Genomic DNA, 18,855 nt, shown 5'->3' with positions numbered 1-18,855 from the left:
CCGACACAGGCCCAGCCGACCAGCAAAACAGAAAGCATGAACATGAATTATGGATGCGCAAGCCTTGGCTTGATCGTATTGAGCCTTTGCATTCCGGTGCCGGCCTTTGCCCTGACCGATGAGGATTTTCAGGATGCCGCGTCGGGCATCTTCGATCCGGTGATGCAGGAACATGACATTCCCGGTCTGGCAATTGGCGTCACCATGGGCGGCAAGCATTACGTCCACGTCTCCGGCATGGCCGACCAAGAGGCGGGCCGCCCGGTCGATCAGGACACGGTGTTCGAGCTTGGCTCGATCAGCAAGCTCTTCAACGTCACGCTGGCGGCGCTTGCGGATCAGCGCGGCGTGCTGTCGCTGGCCGATCCGGTCAGCGATCATTCACCCGCGCTTCAAGGCACCGCCTTTGGCAGGCTGAGCCTGATGGATCTGGCGACCCATCAGTCGGGCGGCATGCCGCTGCAAGTGCCGGATGAGATCAGCGACAATGCCGGTCTGATCGATTGGCTGGCGGAATGGCGGCCCGAGGCGGGCGCGGGGCATGATCGCTCTTATTCCAACATCAGCATCGGCGTGCTGGGCCGCCTTGTCGCGATGGCATTCGGGCAAGATTTCCCGACGGCCTTGCAGGAAAACGTGCTTGCGCCGCTGGGCCTTGAGGCGACCTATATCGTGGTGCCGCAAGAGGCGCAGGGCGATTATGCCTTCGGCTATTCCAAGGATACGAACATGCCAATCCGGGTCAATCCGGGCATGCTGGACGCCGAGGCCTATGGCGTCAAATCCAGCGTGACCGACATGCTGACCTATCTGGACGCGCAACTGGGTCAGGGGCAGGTGCCGCAGGATCTGGCGCAGGCGATACAGGCCACGCAGGCGGGCCAGACGCAGACCGCGCATTTTCAGCAGGCGATGATCTGGGAACGGTATGGCTGGCCCGCCGATCTCAACCGGCTTCTGGCGGGCAATGACAGCTCGATGGCGCTGGAAAGCCAGCCTGCGGACAGGTTGGACAGCCCTGACACGAAAAGCGACGGTGTGCTGCTGAGCAAGACCGGCTCGACCAGCGGTTTCGGTGGCTATGTCGCGCTGATCCCCGAAGAAGATTTCGGCATCGTCATTCTGGCGAACCGCAACTATCCGAATCAGGTCCGGGTCGAGGCGGGTATCGCGCTGGCTCAGCGACTGATCGAGGGCGCGACGGCGCAATAAGACGCAACGGGGCTGCCGCGAGGTGCGGCGGCCCCGACGGCACAAGACGCAGATGACTGTCTTCCCCTGCTGACGAACTCACCGGATACCCCCTCTTCGCGACGAACCGCCGATGCGTTGTCGCGCAAGTTGTGTTTCGGGACGCTCGGCTCATAATCGTCCGATGCGGGTCTTTTCCGCACAACAATCATACCGGACCGTCGTCATCACATGGTCGCAAAGCGCTGCTAGTCGATGGATCGAAACTGGCCGGATCAGCGACAGGGATGACAATCATGGCAAACAGGATCGGCAGCGAATTTTCAGCAGCCTCGGACGCGGCGACGTCAGAGGTCGCCCTGCACGAAACCTTTGACGACGCGACCGGGTTCGCCACTTCGGTGCCGTTCTTCTCGGACGGTTCGGGCGATTATTTCGGTATCGCGGGCGCAGCATCCGGCGATGATTTCGGCGAGGGGGCGACGCCGTCCGGGCTGAAATCCTATGGCGGCACCGATGGCGGTTATCTGACCGGGCATGATCTTGACGGCGAAGGCGCCAGCCTGCCGGTCACCGCCGAATGGTCGGGCATCGACATCAACGGCCTCTCTGATCTTACCTTTCAGGGCCGCTTTGCCGAATTTTTCGATGCGCCCGGCGATATCGACGCCGATGACTATCTGCGGGTCGAGGCGCGGATCGATGGCGGCGCATGGCAAACCGTGCTGGCCTTTGTCGGCGCGGATTTCACCTCGGGCAATTTCAATGGCAACTTCCGGCAGGACACCGATCTGGACGGCAGCGGCGATGGTGCGCTGCTGACCGGCGATCTGCAGGATTTCACCGCCTCGATCACCGGCAGCGGGTCGGTTCTGGATCTGCGATTCTCGGCCAGTGTCGAGGCCGGGGACGAGGATTTCGCCGTCGATGATTTCCGCGTGCTGGGCAATTCCGGCGGCGAAACCGCCCCCGCCGTGATCGCGCGTGCAGGCGACGGGTTGGCTGTCGCGGAATCGGGCGGCACCGACAGTTTCACGCTGGAACTGGCGACCGAGCCCGCCGCCCCGGTTCAGATCACCGTGGCCGCACCCGACGGGCAAAGCGAAATCAGCCTTGATGGCGAAACCTTCGCCGCCTCGGTCACCGCGACCCTGACCGGGGTTGATCCGGTTCAGGTGATCGTCCGCGCCATTGACGACGATCTGGCCGAGGCCAGCAGCCATCAGGGCACGCTGAGCTTTACCGTCGCCAGCGATGATCCCGCCTATGCCGGGTTGACCGTCGGCGATCTGACCGTGACCATTCAGGATAACGATGCCGCAGTCTCGCTGATCTCGGCCATTCAGGGCAGCGGCGATGCGTCGGCGATGGTCGGCGATGAAGTGACGGTCGAGGCGGTGGTGACCGGCATCATTACCGGCGCGAACGGCCAGCAGGTCGGCTATTACCTGCAGGAAGAGGATGCCGACAGCGACGGCGATGCCGCCACGTCCGAGGCGATCTATGTGTTCTCGAACCAGCCTGTGACGGTCGGCGACCAGCTTCGCGTCACCGGGCGGGTGTCGGAATTCGGCAACCTCACCCAGCTTGAGAACCTGCAATCGGTCGAGGTGCTGGCGACCGGGCAGGCGCTGCCCAGCGTCACCCAGATCACTCTTGGCATGCGCGACAATTTTGAGACCTTCGAAGGAATGCGGGTCCAGCTTCTGACCGGCTCGGAAGATCCGCTGACCGTGGTGACAAACTTCAACCTCGACCGTTTCGGCGAAATCGAGGTGGCCGAGGGCAATCTGGTCCAGCCGACGCAGATCTATGACCCGCAGACGCAAGCGGAACTGGTGGCCGAGTTGGCGGCGGCCAATGCGGCGGCGCGGTTCGTGATCGATGACGGCTCAACCGCGCAGAACCCGGACCGGGTGACGATGATCGATTCCGGCGACGGCACCCCGCTGGAAGCAGGCGATCCGCTGACCGCCACCGGCCCGACGCTGCGGCTGGGCACGGAACTGGACGGCGTCACCGGCATCATGGATCAGCGTTACGGCACCTACCGGATTCAGGTGGACAAGCCGCTGGACGTGACCGAGGGCAGCGGCGAGCGCCCGTCAGAGGTGCCGGATGTAGGCGGCGACATTCAGGTGGCCAGCTTCAACGTGCTGAACTATTTCACCACGCTGAACGATGGCAGCGGCGGCACCGGCCCGAACGGCGATCTGGACCCGCGCGGCGCCACCACCGCCGAGGATCTTGCGCGGCAGACCGACAAGCTGGTCACCGCGCTGACCCAGATGGGGGCCGAGATCGTCGCCCTGCAGGAGATCGAGAATAACGGCTTCGGCCCGGACAGCGCGATTGCCACCCTGGTCGATGCGCTGAACGCGGCCGAGGGGGCGGGTGTCTGGGCCTATGCCGATCCCGGCACCGGCTTTCTGGGTGAGGATGCCATCACCACCGGCATCATCTATCGCGCCGATCAGGTCAGCCTGAAAGGAACCGCGGTGCTGGAATATGCCGAGAACAGCTCTGCCGCGACACAGGCCATTGCCGATCAGATCACCGCTGCGACCGGCACCGAATTCGCCGATCTTCAGCGCAACCGCCCGGCCCTTGCCGCGACTTTCGAAACCGCGAACGGGGCAGAAGTGACGGTCGCCGCGAACCACCTGAAATCGAAAGGGGATAGCGGTCTGGTCTCGTTGCTGGAGGCGGCTGAGAATGCCGGGCTGGACCCCGCACTGATCGACGCGCTGCGGAACGATCCGAACTACGATCAGGGCGACGGACAGGCTTTCTGGAATGGCGTCCGTGCCGAGGCGGCGGCGGAGCTTGCCGAATGGCTGGCCTCGAACCCGACTGGGGCGGACAGCACCGAGAACCAGTTGGTTCTGGGGGATCTGAACTCTTACGCGAAAGAAGATCCGCTTCAGGCGCTGGCCGATGCCGGCATGGTCGATCTGGCGACGGAATGGCTGGGCGAGGATGCCTATAGCTATGTCTTCGACGGCCAGCGCGGGACGCTGGACTATGGCATGGGCAGTCAGGGTATCCGCGACAATGTCACCGGCGTCGCCGAATGGCATATCAATGCAGATGAGCCAGACCTGTTCTCCTATTCGTCGCAATTCAACGATCCGGCGTTTTACAACAACGATCCCTTCGCGGTCTCGGACCATGATCCGTTGCTGATCGGGCTGGAACTGGATGCGCCCACGACAACGATCGCCACGCGGGTCGATTTCCTTGATCCCGCGATCCTGCTGAACCGCGTCACCTATTCCGAAGACGGGGTGAAGGTGGACAGCGATCTGGTGCTGCTGCCGGTGCCGCGTCTGAAGATCGACGGCTCGGACATCACCGTCTCTGCCGAGGGCAAGGGGATCAATCTGCTGACATTGGCGGGCAAGGGCCTTGGGGTCTATTCGCTCTTCGGCGACAGCCTGTTTGGGTCCCAGGCCACGCGGCTTAACCAGAACGAAACGATCCGTTTCGCGATGGATGACCGGGGGCGGCTGGGCGACGCGCTGGATGCAGCATTCGAGTTCGTCAATCTGGGAGGCAAGGGCGCGGTCCAGCTTGGGTTCTACGATGACGGCAAGCTGGTCGATCAGGCCAGCCTGACCATCACCAATGGCAAGATCGCATACGAGGCCGATGCCGCATTTGACGAGGTAACTGTCCGCACAAGCGGAAACCTGTCCTTCGAAATCGCAGCCGCTGATTTCACGCGGATCGAGGATGACAGCTTCGTCTTCGTCTGATTGGTGACAATGACAGGCGCGGGGGTCTTTCCGCGCCTGCCTCACAAGGCGGTGTCTCAGCCGATCGCCTGACGCCACGGTCCCAGAAGCCCGCGATCCGACAGCCGACCGATCTTGCCCAATTCGCGCCAGAGACCGCGAACGCAATGACGCATCGCCAGTTGCTGACCTTCGGCAGCCGCCAGAAGATGGGCGGTATAGATTGCATTTCGGATCTCGCCGCCGACGATCTGAAAGGAATGCGACAGGAAATTCAGGTCGATATCCCCCGCGCGCTGTTCTGCAGCAGGTAGCAGTTTTTCCCATATCCGGCGGCGTTCGTCCGGGCCGGGCGGTGCAAATTCGGCCCGGACCCGCAACCGCCGCAGGAAGGCATCGTCCATATTTCCCGCAAGGTTCGTCGCCAGAATTGCCAGCCCCTCGAAACTTTCCAGCCGCTGCAGCAGGAAATCGACGGTGATATTGGCATATCGGTCATGACTGTCGCGCAGTTCGGTGCGCTTGCCGAAGACGCAGTCCGCCTCATCGAAGAACAGCGCGACGCGCGACCGCTCGGCCTCATCGAAAAGCGTAGCCAGCCGCTTTTCGCTTTCGCCGATAAACTTGTCCACGACCTGACTGATATCGATCCGGTAAAGCGCATAATCCACCTCGCGCGCGACGATCCGCGCCGCCATGCTTTTCCCGGTCCCCGGCGGCCCGGTGAAAAGACAGGCAAGCCCGCGCCCGGTCTGCAGGTTGCTGCCTGCGCCGCCTGTGTCGAACAGTCCCGCGCCATGGCGGGCCCAGGCGATGGCAAGATCGATCTCGGCCTCGGTCTCCGGGCGCAGGACGATGTCCTCGCGGCAAAGATCGCAATCAAGCCGCTGCGCGGTTCCCCGGAAATCGGCGATACGCAGGCGGTCACAGGCGCTGATCAGATCCTGCTGGTCAGGCGCGCTTCGCCCCTGAAGCTGGGCAGCGGTCACCGCCAGACCAAGCGCACGCTCGACCCCCTTGCGGCCAAGATCGAACCGTTCGGAAATCAGATCCCGCTCGTCATCGGTGAGGCTGGGCATCGCCTGCCGCCATAACTCTGCCCGCTGCGGACGGTCGCGACCCGGCAGATCAACCGGCACCGCCTGTCGCCCCAGCCTGACCGCCAGCGCCGCAAACTGCGAAGGCGCGGCGATCAGGAAAACATGCCCGCCCAGACCACGCAGCAACGCCGTCCAGTCCAGCGCCTCGGCCCCCTCTTCGGGCACCGTCAGGATCACCGCCGTTCGGTAAAGCTGCACCATCCGCCGCAAATCGTTCCTCACCGCCCTTTCGGTCAGGGCGGCGGCATCCAATTCGACCGCAGCGGTCGCGGTAGAAGCAGCCAAAACCCGCGCCACATCACCCCGCCCACCATCGACAGGTCCGGTAACGATGAACGCTGCATCCGGCGGAAGCCGTCGTTCGGCCAGAAGCCGCGACAACACGGCGACGCGCTCGGACACAACCTCGGACAGTGGCGGCGGGGTGCCGTAAAGCGGTCGCAGCGGGAAGGGCGTCACATCCGCCTGCCCCAGCGCATAGGCCACCACATCGGCAGGCGCGGTGATCCTGCGGTTGATCAGCGGGCCTTCAGGCTCGATGCGGATCAAGCCATAGTCGATCAGCGGCGCGCCGGGTTGCAGGCGCGGCAGGAAGGCTATCGGATCATGGCCTATATCAGCCACCCGACCCAATGTCAGATGATTGCCGCCACCCAGAAGCGCGACCAGACGGGCGGCTTCGGGGCTGACCTCGACCAGCGAGGCCAGCAGCAGCAATTCCCGACCGGGCGGATCAAGACCGAACTCGGCTGCGATACGGTCAAGGCCAGGTAAGGATGGAGCCTGCAGCGGCTGACCCTGTTGCGAACGGGCGAGGCTTTCCAGCAGCGCCGCCCCCTCGACCGGCAGGGAAGCTCCGCGATTGTCCAGAACGCGCCCGGCAAGCCATGCGTTCAGCGGCGCAAGCCTTGCGCTGCGCTTTGGCGGGGCAATCGCGGGCAAAGGGGGCTGCGATCTGTCGCTGCGACCGAACCAGCGCCGGAAACCGCCGCGCTTGATCTGGACGGGGCGCGGATCGTCGATCAGGGCAGAGTGCAGGATATCGGGCGAGAAATCATCGAAGCGATGCGGATGCATGTCCGGCCCGGCCACCCACATCCGGTCTCCGCGCCGCGTGACGATGACAAGACGCTGCGTCTGCCCCGTCTCCAGAAGCCCCAGATCGGGCCTGTCCGCACATAGCAGCACAGCATCGAACGGGCCGTTCGCGGGAAGCGTCACGATCTCGGCGCCATCGATCCCCGACAGACCGCGATCAAGGATCGTGCGCAACATGGTCGGCGCCGCCGACAGATTGATTCCGATCCGCACAGTGCCCCCGACCGCCTCATGTTGCGAAAGCCTTCCTGCAGGCTAAGGCAAGTTGCCGCTGATTCTGATTGGTGACGAGGGTTCAGCCGGGTGCAAAACGGGTTTATCCGACGACCGGGCATTGCCGTGCAGAGGTTGCGGCCTTTGGGACAGACCGATGTCAAATCTCATGGCAGGAACCGGGTCCAGATGATCGCAGATTTTCCCGGTAAAATTTGAACTGATCGGTTTTGCATCACTCCGCATCAGCGGAAAGAACTAGATCACCTTGATCAAAAGATGCAGATCTTTTTGAACAATAGGGTTCATATCCTGCATTGCCGATCCCGCTCCGTAACCCCGGTGCAGATCGCTCAAAAAAACCAGAGATTAATGAACATAAAAGTTCAAATCGCTCGCCCATGAGCCGATTTTGAACCTCCGAGCGCTTTGCCCGATGACCGTGGCGTGGCGCAGGATCGGAAGGATCAAACGCCGACCAACCGGGGTTCCTTCATGCAAATGCATGTCCAGACATCGCGATCCTTCGTCCGGGAGAGGCCCGTTCATGGCTAACTGGCGGGTCATCGAGAATGCCGGGCGCACGCTGGTCGATGTGCTAGACCGGCATATCGTGGCGCTTGGCATCCCGAATGTGGGGGTCGGTCTGGTCACTCCGGCGGCGTTCACCAGCCTTGCCGGAACCAGCGATCCGTTCATCTCGCTGTTCCTCTATCAGATCACCGGCAATGCCGAGATGCGCGGCAATCCGATGCGGCTTCGCCCCGACGGAACCCTTGGCCGTCAGGCGCTGCCGCTGGAGCTGTGCTATCTGGTCACGGCATGGGGTGCGCGCGCGACGGATGACGTGACCGGCGACATGCCCGCGACGCTGGACGAGGCGCGTCTGAACGGCGCGATCCTGCAAGCCTTCTACGACAATGCCGAGATCGCCCGCGCAAACCTGTTCGAAATGCCGGGCATGCCGGTCTGGATGCCGGGCGACGGGTTACAGGTGCTGCTGGAAAGCCTGCCGCTGGATGGTCATTACAGGATTTGGGATGCCACCGAGCTGGGCTATCGGTTGTCGCTGGTTTACCGCGTCAGGGTCGCCTCGCTTGATCCGACCGATCCGCCGCCTGCCCCGCAGGTGGTCGAAGCCGAACTGTCGGTGGTGCAATGACAGGCATCCGTCATCAATTGTCGCTGATCGTCCGCTTCCGCGATCACTTCACCGGCCAGCCGGTGCCGCAGGAACTACCGGTGCGGTTGGCGGGAAGCCTGCTCCGCCCGGTCCGCCGCCCCGATGGCAAGGGCATCCGACAGGCCGATGGCAGCTATCGCTTCCTTGGCGCAGGCACGGGTGCCCAGACGATCCTGTGGCGCAGGCCGCTGACCCGTGCCGAGGCAGGCTGGGTCCGGTGGGACGCCGATGATCCGCAGGTGACGCTGCCCCTGCCCGACCCCGCCACGGTGGTCGAAGTCGATCTGTGGCCCGCCGCCGATGCCATCGCCACCGCAGGCCAAACCGGCATCCGTGGCAAGCTGCAGGGCAGTGACACCGCCGGGCTGGAGATCCGCATCGCCCAGCAGGGACAGCCCTTCGACAGAATGACCCGCACCGATCAGGGTGGCGAGTTCCTGTTCCTGCCTCCGGGCGCGATGGCCCCGGATATGGCGGGGCGGATTCCCCTGACAATCGAGGCCCGTATTCCCGGCGGCGCGGCACGTCCGGTCGCCTCGGGCCGGTTCATCCCCGACAGCGCCGGTGCTGCCTTCGCCGGACAGGATTTCACCATCGCGCCGCAATCGGTGGCGCGGGTGGTCTTTCAACTCACCTGACAAAGCCTCTGCAAAGGAGACGATACGATGCCCGAATATCTCCGCCCCGGCGTCTTCATTCAGGAGACTTCGTTTCGCGGCAAGCCGATCCAGGGCGTAAGCACCTCGACCGCCGGCTTTGTCGGTGCCGCACGCAGCGGACCTGAAGGCAAGCCGACCTTTATCGGCAGCTATGGTCAGTTCCGGCGGCTGTTTGGCGATCCTGTCGCCGTGCCGTCCGGGCTGGGCGACTATCTTGGCCACTCGGTCAAGGCGTTCTTCGAGAATGGCGGCAGCCGATGCTATGTCGTTCGCGCGCTTGGCCCCGGCGCTGCCGCCGCGCAGCAGAGCATGGATCAGGGCACCGTCTTCCGTCTGGCACGCGGGGCCACGGTGCGCGGCCCCTCGGACACGCTGCGGCTGAACACGTTGCGGCAGATCGTGCCCGGCACCATTCTGCGGATCCTGACCCGCCCTAATGCCACCAGCCCCTTTGCCGAGCGGCTGGTCTCTCCCGTGGCCTCGACCAATCCGCAAGAAAATTCAGTCGTTCTGGCGAACCCGGTCGCGGCTGGCGTCACGTTCGAGGCCGACAACACCATGGTTCAGATCATGGGCGCCGCACCCTCGGCCGATACCGGGCCGGTCATTCTGGCGCGCTATCGCGGCAATGACGGCAACCGGCTTGCGGTCGAGTTCCGTCCGCGCGACCGTGCGCCGGTGGCGCTGACCACTGCCAGCGGCAGGCGCGTCGATCCGGCGATCCCGCTGGCCGCCGATGCGGCGGCAGGCGACACGACGTTAAGTTTTACCGGGCAGGCGCTGCAAAACCTGCGCGTCGGCGACCGCATTCTGGTGGGCGCGGACGCGGCGACGATCACCGCCATCGCGGACGGCGACCTAACCTTCTCGGTCAGCGGCGGCGGCGCGGGCGCGGATCACAGCGCAGGCGGCTCGACCCTGACGCTGATTGCCCGCAGCGGCAATCCCGCCGGGACCGAGGTCGATCTGGGCGCGGCCCCGGCGGCCTTCGACATCGACATGACCGGCGGTGCTGGCCCCTACGGTCCGGGCACGATCCCGCATGATCTGGCGATGACCCTGCAGGCGGGGGATGAGCTTCGGGTGACGACCGGCGGCAATGTGACCGAGATCACCGTCTCGGCCATCCGCACCGCGCAGGACATCGCGGCGGGCGCGCATGCAACCATCGACACCGCCTTGACCGCAAATGCCCCTGCCGCGACGCCAACCCGTCTGGTCGCCACCGCGCCCGGCGCGGGTCTGTTCCACCGCATCTATGTCAACGATGCCACGGGCCTGACCGCGCCCAATCAGGCCGGTTCGTTGCAGGCGATTGCGGTGCGCAATGCGGGCGGCTTTGCCAATGCGCAGGTGGTGCTGGTCGATGCCACGCGCGGCGCGCTGTATCTGACCGAAACGGCGGGCGATTTCCCGGCCAGCGGCGTCGATTCAGAAAACTGGGTCAGCTTCGAGGGCTTGCAGGTTGCGGCCAATGGCGATGACACACTGACCGTCGCCTCGACCGCCAGCTTCTATACCGGCGCGAAGGTGGAACTGGACACCGGGACCGAGAAGATCGAGGCGACCGTCGCCGCAATCGACAGTGGCGCCAGAACGGTCACGCTGGACCCGCCCCTCACGCTGGCCGCTCCGCTGCAACTTGATCCCGATCCGGCCCAGCGTGCGGCATATCTGCGCGTTCACGAGATCGATGTGCTGATCTGGCAGAACGATGCAGAATCCGGGCTTCCGGTTCTGGCCGAGGCGTTCGAGGGGCTGACCTGGAACGACGACATGGCGACCGATGCCGGGCTGCGCTATTTCGCCGAGCGGCTGAACGATCCCGAGATCGGCTCGAAGCTGATCGAGGTGGATACACCGGTCGCGGGTGCCGGGATCGGGTTCACCGACGCTCCGGCGACGGCGAACGGGTTGCCGAAATATCTGGCCAATGGCGATAATGGCGGTGCGATCACCGATCTGTCGCTGATCGGCGAGGATATGGGGCCGGGCCGTCGCACCGGGATCGAGGCGCTGGCCGAACGCGACGACATCTCGATGGTCGCGGTGCCCGGTGTGACCGCCGAAACGGTGCAGGCGGCGCTGATCTCGCATTGCGAGCGGTTGAAATATCGCGTCGCGGTGCTGGATGTCCCGCCCGATGCCGCCGATGTCACCTCGATCCAGGCGCATCGGAACAATTACGATAGCAAATACGCGGCCTATTACGCGCCATGGCTGCGGGCGCTGAACAGCGTGAATGGCAGGATCGCATCCTTCCCGCCTTCGGGCTACGCGATGGGCATCTATGCCCGCACCGACAATTCCGTCGGCGTCCACAAAGCCCCCGCGAACGAGGTGGTCCGCAACATCGTCGATGTGGCGCTGCCGTTGACCGCGCCAGAGCAAGAGGTGCTGAACCCCATAGGCGTGAACCTGATCCGCGATCTGACACCGCGCGGCATCAGGATGTGGGGCGCGCGGACCATCAGTTCGGACATGGAATGGAAATACCTGAACATCCGCCGGCTGTTCATCTATGTCGAACATTCTATCGATATCGGCACCCAATGGGTTGTTTTCGAACCAAATTCCGAAGCGCTTTGGGAACGAGTGACCCAATCCATCTCGTCCTTCCTGACCGGCGTGTGGAAATCCGGGGCGCTGATGGGGACCACCCCGGAAGAGGGGTTCTTCGTCACCTGCGACCGCTCGACCATGAGCCAGGACGACATCGATAACGGCAGACTGGTCTGCGAGATCGGCCTGGCCCCCGTCGCCCCGGCAGAGTTCGTCATCTTCAAGATCGGCCAGTTCACTGCGTCGAGCAGCTAGGAGCATTGAGACATGGCAACCGAAAGACCGAACCCCTATTCCAACTTCAACTTCGTGGTCGAGATCGACAACGAAGAAGTTCTGGGCTTCTCCGAGGTCACCGGCCTCGACAGCGAAACCACCCCGGTCGAATACCGTGAAGGCAGCGATCCGACCTCGGCCATGCGGCAATTGCCGGGGACCGAGAAATATTCTCCGGTAACGCTGAAGCGGGGGATCACCGGCTCGCTCTATCTGTGGAACTGGCGGAAAGAGGCCCGCGACGGCGGCACCACCTTCCCGCCCACGCGGACGGTGACGATCAAGCTGTTGAACGAAAAGCATGACCGCAACGCCCCGGCGATGACATGGGTGCTGACCAATGCCTGGCCGACCAAGCTGACCGGCCCGACCCTGTCCGCCAAGGGCAATGAATTCGCGGTCGAGCAGCTTGATCTGATTCACGAGCGGCTTGACGTAAGCTGAGGCCCTGACCCATGGCGATGACCTATCAGATCCCCGGCGTCTATGCCCGCCCCCGTCCCCGCGCGGAAGGTTTCCCGCGCGTGCGGACGGATGTGACGGGCTTCGTCGGCATTGCCGGGCCGCGCCATCTGGGCGAGGCCGTGGCGGTGAACGACTGGCAGGGATATGTCGCCGCCTATCGCACGGATGGATTGGGCAATCCCGTCCCGCCACCGCCCGGCGCGGTGCTGGACAAGGCCGTTCGCGACTATTTCGCCAATGGCGGGCGGCGGCTGTGGATCGTCAATGTCGCGGCCTCGGTCGATGCGCTGCCTGCGGCGCAACTGTTGAACCGCATGCTGGGGCTGGACAATCTGGCCGGACATCACGGGCTGGAACTGCTGCTGCGCCAGTCCGAGGTGATGTTGGTCGCCCTGCCCGATCTGGATGCGGAAATCGTCGTCGAGGATGACCGCGCCGAGCCCCTCCCGCCGCGCGGCAATCCCTGTTTCGGCCCTTGCCGCACCATCCGCAGCGATGGCGCGAACGGGCACGGAGCCGCCAGCGCGCATTCCTTCGGGCGGGCGATCCCGGCTGACGACATGCTCTGGGCACAGCAATATCTGCTGACCCGGCTGGAACGCGAACGCTGGCGCTGGTTCGCCCTGCTTGCGCCGCCTTCGGGCTATACGCTGGCTCGGGCGATGGATTGGCGGACGCGGTTGACGCAGGCCATGGGCGGCTCGGATCTGGGGGCGCTTTACTGGCCGTGGCTGCTGGTTCAGGACAGCCCCGGCGCGCCGGTCGAATTGCGCTCGCCCATCGGGGCGGTGGCGGGCATCTTCGCCGCGACCGATATCGCCGAGGGGCCGCATGTCGCACCGGCGAACCGTCCGGTCAGCGGGGTGGTCGGGCTGGAGACGCCCATCGGCGACCGCGAAAATGCCCGCGCCTATGAGGCCGGGATCAACCTCTTGCGCAGCTTTCCGGGTCAGGGCATCCGGGTCTGGGGCGCGCGGACACTGCTATGGCAGGGACCGCTGGACGCCGCCGATCCGCTATCCTTCGTCAATGCCCGACGCTGCCTTTCGGCCATTGCCCGTAGCGCCGAAGTGGTCGGGCAGCCAATGGTGTTCGAACCGAACACTGCACTGCTCAGAATCAAATTCCACCAACTGATGGTCGATTACCTGCGCCGCGTCTTTGCCACCGGCGCGCTGAAAGGCGCGCAGCCCGAGGACGCCTTTTTCGTCAAGGTCGAGACGGTCGAAAGCACCGCCGAGGGCCACCTTGAATGCACCATCGGCGTCGCGCTGGCCCAACCGGCAGAGTTCATCGAGTTTCGCATCGGTCGCGAAGGCGGCGTGATCGAACGGGCGGAGGCTGTGTGATGGCTGTGTTCCCGCTGTTTCAGCCGGTCCTGAAGGTCAACTTCATGGTGACGATGTGGGACACCCCGGATTCCAACGGCGGCGGGCTTGAAGGCGCGCTCAGCACTGTCGGCTCGGCGGTTCTCAGCGCGGCGACACAGTTCGTTCTGGGCGGTTTCAAATCGGTCGAGGGGCTGGACGCCTCGAACACGCTGACGACCTATCATCAGGGCGGCCAGAACGACAGCGAGTTGCACTTTTTCGACCGGGCAAGCTATGCGCGGATCGTGCTGCAGCGCGGTGTTACCTTCAACACCGATCTCTGGGACTGGCAGCATCAGGTCATCACCGGCAAGCGCAAGACCCGCAAAAGCGGCACCATCGTGCTGATGGATACGCGCAAGCTTTACGAGGTGCCGGGCCTTGGCGCCAGCCTGCCCGGCATGGCCTTCCCGGTCGCCTCATGGACCTTTCACAACGCGCTGCCCGCCAAGCTGGCCGGTCCCAAACTGGATGCGACCGAAGGCGCGGGGGCGGGTGCGGTCGCCATCGAGGCGCTGGAACTGCATGCCGAGAAGATCGAGCGGGTGTCGCTGGCACTGATCCCCGGCGTGGCCGATCTGAATTCGGTCCTGTCGGGTCTGGTCGGGCTTGCGGGTGGTGCGGCATTGGCCGGGGCGTCGGCAGGTGCCACGGCCATTGCTGGCGGGTTCTAGGGGGCGGGGATGACATTGACACTCGCCACCCTCTCGAATGCCTCTGTCGCCGCCGATCCCGGCGTGCCGGTCATGTTCAACCCGGCCGAGATGACGGTCACCACCAACATGCTCTACCCCGAGGTCTCGGTGCCGGGACTTTCCACGCCGCTGCTGCAATTCGTGCGCGGCGAGGCGAAGACGCTGGAGGCAGAGCTGTTTCTCGACAGGTCGAATTCCGGGGAATCGCTGACCGCTGATCTGGCGAAGCTCAGGAAATACATCACCATCGACAGCGACCTTCATGCACCGCCGGTCTGTAGCTTCGCTTGGGGCGATACGACCTTCACCGGCGTCATGGTCGAGTTCAAGGAAAAGTTCAGCATGTTCGACAGCGCGGGGAAAATCCTGCGCGCAAGGGTGACGGTCAAGCTCAAGGCCTATGCCCCGGCGAACCTGCAATACACGCAGATCAACCAGCAATCGCCCGACCGTACCAAGACCCGCATCGCCCGTCACGGCGACCGCTACGACCTGATCGCCGCCGAGGAATATGGCGACCCGACGCTGTGGACGGTTCTGGCCGAGGCGAATGGCGACGACCGCCCGCGGCTGCTGGTCCCCGGCGCCATCGTTGAAATTCCGGCTTTGTAAGAGGGGATCATGGCTGACACCGAAATCGACAACATGGTCACCGAAATCACCTTCGAGCCGCTGATCATCACCGCAACGCCGCCGACCGAGGCGACCGACGATCTGTCACGCCTGCGCGAAATTCTGCGGCCGCTGATCCTCGACCTTCTGGCCGAGGAATATGACACCGTCCGCCGCATCATGGGGGGCTAGGCGATGGATGGCGATCTGGCTCAGGCCGCCGCAGGCCAGCGTCCCGGCACCGCCTTTCACGCGCCTCAGGTGCGGCTGGTGACCGAAACCGGGCAGCCACTGACCGTCGGCGGTCAGCCCGTATCGGCCGATATCATCAGCGCCAAGGTGACGCTGACCGCATCCGGTGTGGGTCAGGCCGATATCGTGCTGAACAATCAGCGGCACGACGACGCGCACCGCCCCATCGTGCCGATCTGGCGCTACAACAAGCTGGGCGAATTGTCCTTCGGCACCATCCTGCGGATCGATATGCGCTACGGGCAGGAAGGCTGGTCGCCGATGATGATGGCGCAGGTCACCGGCATCGAATTCGACTTCCCCTCGAATGCCGGGGCGCAGGTCACGCTGAAGACCGAAGACATGCTGAGCCTTCTGAAGGTCAAGCCCGAGATGGACCATCTCTATATCGACTTCAACGAGGTCGAGATCGCCGAGATGGAGTTTTCCGAGGCTGGCCTTCGCGTCGGCGCACCCGCCCCGCAATCGCCCTTTTCAACCCCGATCGACGTGGTGACGCATGAGAAGGCGAAATCGCGGATGGAATTTCTGACCGAGATCGGCAAGCGCATGGATTTCGAGCTGTTCGCAGGCTTCGAGGATGACAGCCCGATCACCACCCCCGGCGCGACCCGACGCGAGGCGGTGGGCTTCTTCGTCCCAAATCGCGCGGCTCAGGCCGACAGGATCGTCACACTGAAATGGGGCCGCGACATCATCGACTTCAAGCCTGCGTTCAAGGTCTGGGATATACCGACCGAGGCGGTGGCGCGCGGAAACACCCCCCGCGACCGTGGCACCATCGAAGAGCGTGTCTCGGTCGCCGATAACCGCGCCGAGGTATTGACCGACCTGCATCCCGCGCCCGAAGGCGGCGCCGCACCGATGGACCCGGTGGCCGCTCGCAGCACCGCCTTCAGCGATGCGGGCGAAGAGGTGAACTCGCTGAGCGTCGATGCCAAGAACCTTGATATCGAACGCGCCCGGCTGGCCGCCATCGCCGCGTTGCGTACCGGCTTGCGCGAGTTTCTGACGGCCGAGATCAGCACCATCGGCTTCACCCGCATTCGGCCCGGCATCCATCTGAACCTGACCGGGTTCCACGCCCCTTTCGACGGCATGTGGTATGTCACCCAGACCGTTCACACGCTGAACGGCGCTGGCTACATGACCAAATCATCGCTGCGCCGTCCGGGGATGCTGGACCCCTCGACCTATCCGGGGGCCGCTGCATGAGACATTCCATCTTCACCGCGATGAATGCCGCCTCCCGCCCCGGCGATGTTCGCGGATTGCGGCTGGCCGAGGTCAAATCCATCGATGAGCGTGGCTATATCCTGACATGGCTAAGCGGCAATGTCCGCTCGGACAGCGCGCCCGCCCGCGCCGCAAGCTTCATGGCAGGCAAGGAACGCGGCGCCTATTTCCCCTACGAGCAGGGGGATGAGGTGGTGGTGGGCTTCGTCGATAATGACGAGAATTACCCGATCATCCTTGGCGCGCTGTGGTCCTCGCAAGACCCGCCGCCGCCGGATGCCGATACCTCCTCATCGAACAACACCCGCACCATCGTCTCGCGTGAGGGGCATCAGCTGACCTTCGACGACACCAAGCAGGCGGGCAAGGTGCTGCTGCAATCCAAAGGCGGCATGAAGATCGAGATGGACGATGCGGCAAAGACCCTGACCATCCAACTGGACGACAGCAACAAGATCACCTTCGCGCTGGCGGGCATCACCGTCACCGGAACCGTCATCAACCTGAACTGAACGGAGGGCATCATGATCGTCAACGCCACTGATACCGCCCTGCCGCATATGTTCCTGCGCGGCTTCCGCGCGCCTGTCGGGCAGGCGGCGACCTATCAGCCCGGCACCGACATCGTCAGCTTTCAGGAGGTCGGCAGCTTCATCGCCCGCGCCCGGCTTGGCCTTGATGGCGCACCGCGCGATCCGGGCGAGGTGGCGACCGAGGACGAGGCATATGACGGCATGCCCGAAAGCGGGCCGTTCCGTTACGAAGCCGATATCTCGGTCTGGAAAGCGGCCCCCGATGTCGTGGTGGTCGACGATATTCTAGCGATCCCGGCGGTCGTGAACGACCCTTCGCTGACACCGCTGCCACCTGCGCCCTATGACGCCGATCTGGCCGCCGATATCGACGCCGTGCTGACCACAGCGTCCTTCGGCACGGTCGAAATTGATCGCGGCGCGGGTTTCGGCCCGGCGCAGGCGGTGGCCTTTGGCTGGCAGTCGCGGGGAACGGGCGGGCGGCTGGCGCTGGCCGGAGATGCGACAACCAACGATCCGTGGCGGCTCAATGAATTCGATGGCGCGCGCTACAAGCTGCCCGATGGCTATGACAACGGTTTCCAGAATGGTCGCCCGCTGAGCGGACAGACCGCCTTCGCCCCCGGCAACCGTCTGCGGCTGACAGACACGACCGTTCCCCTGCCGCATCCGGTGACGCTGCTGACCATCCCGACCGCGCCGGTCCTGTCGGTGACGAAAGAGGGCGCGCCGCTGGACCCGCCGCTGTCGCTGACACCGCTGGTCGATACCGTGGTGATGGATCGCGGACGGCAGGAATTCACCCTGATCTGGCGCGTCACCTTTGCTTGGGAAGACCGCTTCGAAGACGCAACGCTGGAGGTGTCCTGACATGGGCAAGCCGATCACCACGACAGCCGGGGGCATCTGTTTCGCCTTTCCGAACGTCTGCCTGACACAGGTCGGACCGGCGACTGTGCCGATCCCCTATCCCTCGATCGGCCAGCTTTCGGCGGCGGGGGGCAGCGGCACCGTCAAGGCGGGCGGCAGCAATGTCGTCCGGCAGGCCGATACGATCTCTTCGACCACCGGCGATGCGGCGGGGCAGGCCGGTGTCACCTCAGGCCCGGTCGAATTCGTCACCGCATCGGCCACGGTCTTTGCCGAAGGCTCGCCCATCGTGCGGCTGTCAGATCAGACGATGCAGAACAGCGGCAATGCCTCGGGCATCGTTCTGGGCGGTTTTCCGAAAGTGCTGGTGGGGGGCTGAGATCATGGCCGAAGCGGATCCCAGACTGACCGGACCCCGCCCCTATCTGGGCGTCGGCTGGGCCTTTCCCGTCCGTCCCGTCGGCGGTCGCCTGACCTGGGCCCGCTATGAGGAAGACGTCGAACAGGCGGTCGAGATGATCCTGCGCGTCAATCCGGGCGAAAGGGTGATGCTGCCCGCCCATGGTGCGGGCCTGCGGCGGTTCCTGTTCTCGCCAAACACCTCGGTCATTCACCGCCGGGTCGAGGATGCCGTCCGCAGCGCGCTGCTGGATCAAGAGCCGCGCATCACTGTTGAGCGGGTCACCGCTTTGGCCGATCCCGATGATCCGAACCTGATGCGGATCGAGATCGACTATGTCGTCCGCCGCTCCAACGCTTTCTACAACATGGTTTATCCCTTCTATCTGAACGAGGGGGACTGA

The 18,855-nt window shown here is 64.2% G+C and carries 16 protein-coding genes; 15 read left to right on the top strand and 1 reads right to left on the bottom strand.

The features are described from left to right. Positions 1-36 precede the first annotated feature (36 nt). Positions 37-1,212 (top strand): class C beta-lactamase, encoded by a 1,176-nt coding sequence (ampC, locus tag JJJ17_RS11260; protein WP_200686412.1) that lies wholly within the window; start codon positions 37-39, stop codon positions 1,210-1,212. 275 nt (positions 1,213-1,487) lie between these two features. Further along, positions 1,488-4,949, top strand: coding sequence for an ExeM/NucH family extracellular endonuclease (locus JJJ17_RS11255; RefSeq protein ID WP_200686410.1), 3,462 nt, complete (start codon positions 1,488-1,490; stop codon positions 4,947-4,949). A gap of 56 nt (positions 4,950-5,005) precedes the next feature. Here the strand turns inward: JJJ17_RS11255 and JJJ17_RS11250 are convergent, their stop codons facing one another. Further along, the gene (locus JJJ17_RS11250) at positions 5,006-7,303 is read right to left on the bottom strand and encodes an ATP-binding protein (RefSeq protein WP_200686408.1); all 2,298 of its coding nucleotides are present in this window, start codon (positions 7,301-7,303) and stop codon (positions 5,006-5,008) included. 583 nt (positions 7,304-7,886) lie between these two features. Here JJJ17_RS11250 and JJJ17_RS11245 point away from each other — a divergent pair. From JJJ17_RS11245 to JJJ17_RS11185, 13 genes are read left to right on the top strand one after another with little or no spacing between them, the layout of a single operon-like run. Further along, a complete protein-coding gene (locus tag JJJ17_RS11245; RefSeq protein ID WP_200686406.1) occupies positions 7,887-8,501 on the top strand; it encodes a DUF4255 domain-containing protein in 615 nt (204 codons plus the stop codon). Next, the gene (locus tag JJJ17_RS11240; protein WP_200686404.1) at positions 8,498-9,160 is read left to right on the top strand and encodes a hypothetical protein; all 663 of its coding nucleotides are present in this window, start codon (positions 8,498-8,500) and stop codon (positions 9,158-9,160) included. The genes JJJ17_RS11245 and JJJ17_RS11240 overlap by 4 nt, the downstream gene beginning before the upstream one ends. 27 nt (positions 9,161-9,187) lie before the next feature. Next, the gene (locus tag JJJ17_RS11235) at positions 9,188-11,998 is read left to right on the top strand and encodes a phage tail sheath family protein (protein WP_200686403.1); all 2,811 of its coding nucleotides are present in this window, start codon (positions 9,188-9,190) and stop codon (positions 11,996-11,998) included. A 12-nt stretch (positions 11,999-12,010) separates the two neighbouring features. Next, the gene (locus JJJ17_RS11230) at positions 12,011-12,463 is read left to right on the top strand and encodes a phage tail protein (protein WP_200686401.1); all 453 of its coding nucleotides are present in this window, start codon (positions 12,011-12,013) and stop codon (positions 12,461-12,463) included. A gap of 11 nt (positions 12,464-12,474) precedes the next feature. Then, positions 12,475-13,833, top strand: coding sequence for a phage tail sheath subtilisin-like domain-containing protein (locus JJJ17_RS11225; RefSeq protein ID WP_200686399.1), 1,359 nt, complete (start codon positions 12,475-12,477; stop codon positions 13,831-13,833). Continuing rightward, positions 13,833-14,528: a phage tail protein gene (locus JJJ17_RS11220; protein ID WP_200686397.1), complete on the top strand. Its 696-nt coding sequence runs from the start codon at positions 13,833-13,835 to the stop codon at positions 14,526-14,528. The genes JJJ17_RS11225 and JJJ17_RS11220 overlap by 1 nt, the downstream gene beginning before the upstream one ends. Positions 14,529-14,537: 9 nt before the next feature. Next, complete coding sequence (locus JJJ17_RS11215; RefSeq protein WP_200686395.1) at positions 14,538-15,161, top strand: CIS tube protein; 624 nt, start codon at positions 14,538-14,540, stop codon at positions 15,159-15,161. A 9-nt stretch (positions 15,162-15,170) separates the two neighbouring features. Then, entirely contained in the window at positions 15,171-15,353 is a 183-nt protein-coding gene (locus JJJ17_RS11210) for a hypothetical protein (protein ID WP_200686393.1), read from the top strand. A gap of 3 nt (positions 15,354-15,356) precedes the next feature. Continuing rightward, positions 15,357-16,628 carry a hypothetical protein gene (locus JJJ17_RS11205; protein ID WP_200686391.1) on the top strand — a complete coding sequence of 424 codons (1,272 nt, stop codon included), beginning with the start codon at positions 15,357-15,359 and terminating at the stop codon, positions 16,626-16,628. Continuing rightward, positions 16,625-17,161, top strand: coding sequence for a phage baseplate assembly protein V (locus JJJ17_RS11200; protein WP_200686389.1), 537 nt, complete (start codon positions 16,625-16,627; stop codon positions 17,159-17,161). Before JJJ17_RS11205 ends, JJJ17_RS11200 begins: the two co-directional genes overlap by 4 nt. 12 nt (positions 17,162-17,173) lie before the next feature. Further along, complete coding sequence (locus tag JJJ17_RS11195) at positions 17,174-18,052, top strand: DUF2169 family type VI secretion system accessory protein (protein WP_200686387.1); 879 nt, start codon at positions 17,174-17,176, stop codon at positions 18,050-18,052. Position 18,053: 1 nt separating this feature from the next. Continuing rightward, complete coding sequence (locus JJJ17_RS11190; protein WP_200686385.1) at positions 18,054-18,431, top strand: DUF4150 domain-containing protein; 378 nt, start codon at positions 18,054-18,056, stop codon at positions 18,429-18,431. Positions 18,432-18,435: 4 nt separating this feature from the next. Next, the gene (locus tag JJJ17_RS11185) at positions 18,436-18,855 is read left to right on the top strand and encodes a GPW/gp25 family protein (RefSeq protein WP_200686383.1); all 420 of its coding nucleotides are present in this window, start codon (positions 18,436-18,438) and stop codon (positions 18,853-18,855) included.

Source organism: Paracoccus caeni (genome assembly GCF_016629665.1).
Lineage (GTDB): Bacteria > Pseudomonadota > Alphaproteobacteria > Rhodobacterales > Rhodobacteraceae > Paracoccus > Paracoccus caeni.
This window is presented reverse-complemented; position numbering and strand designations above follow the sequence as displayed.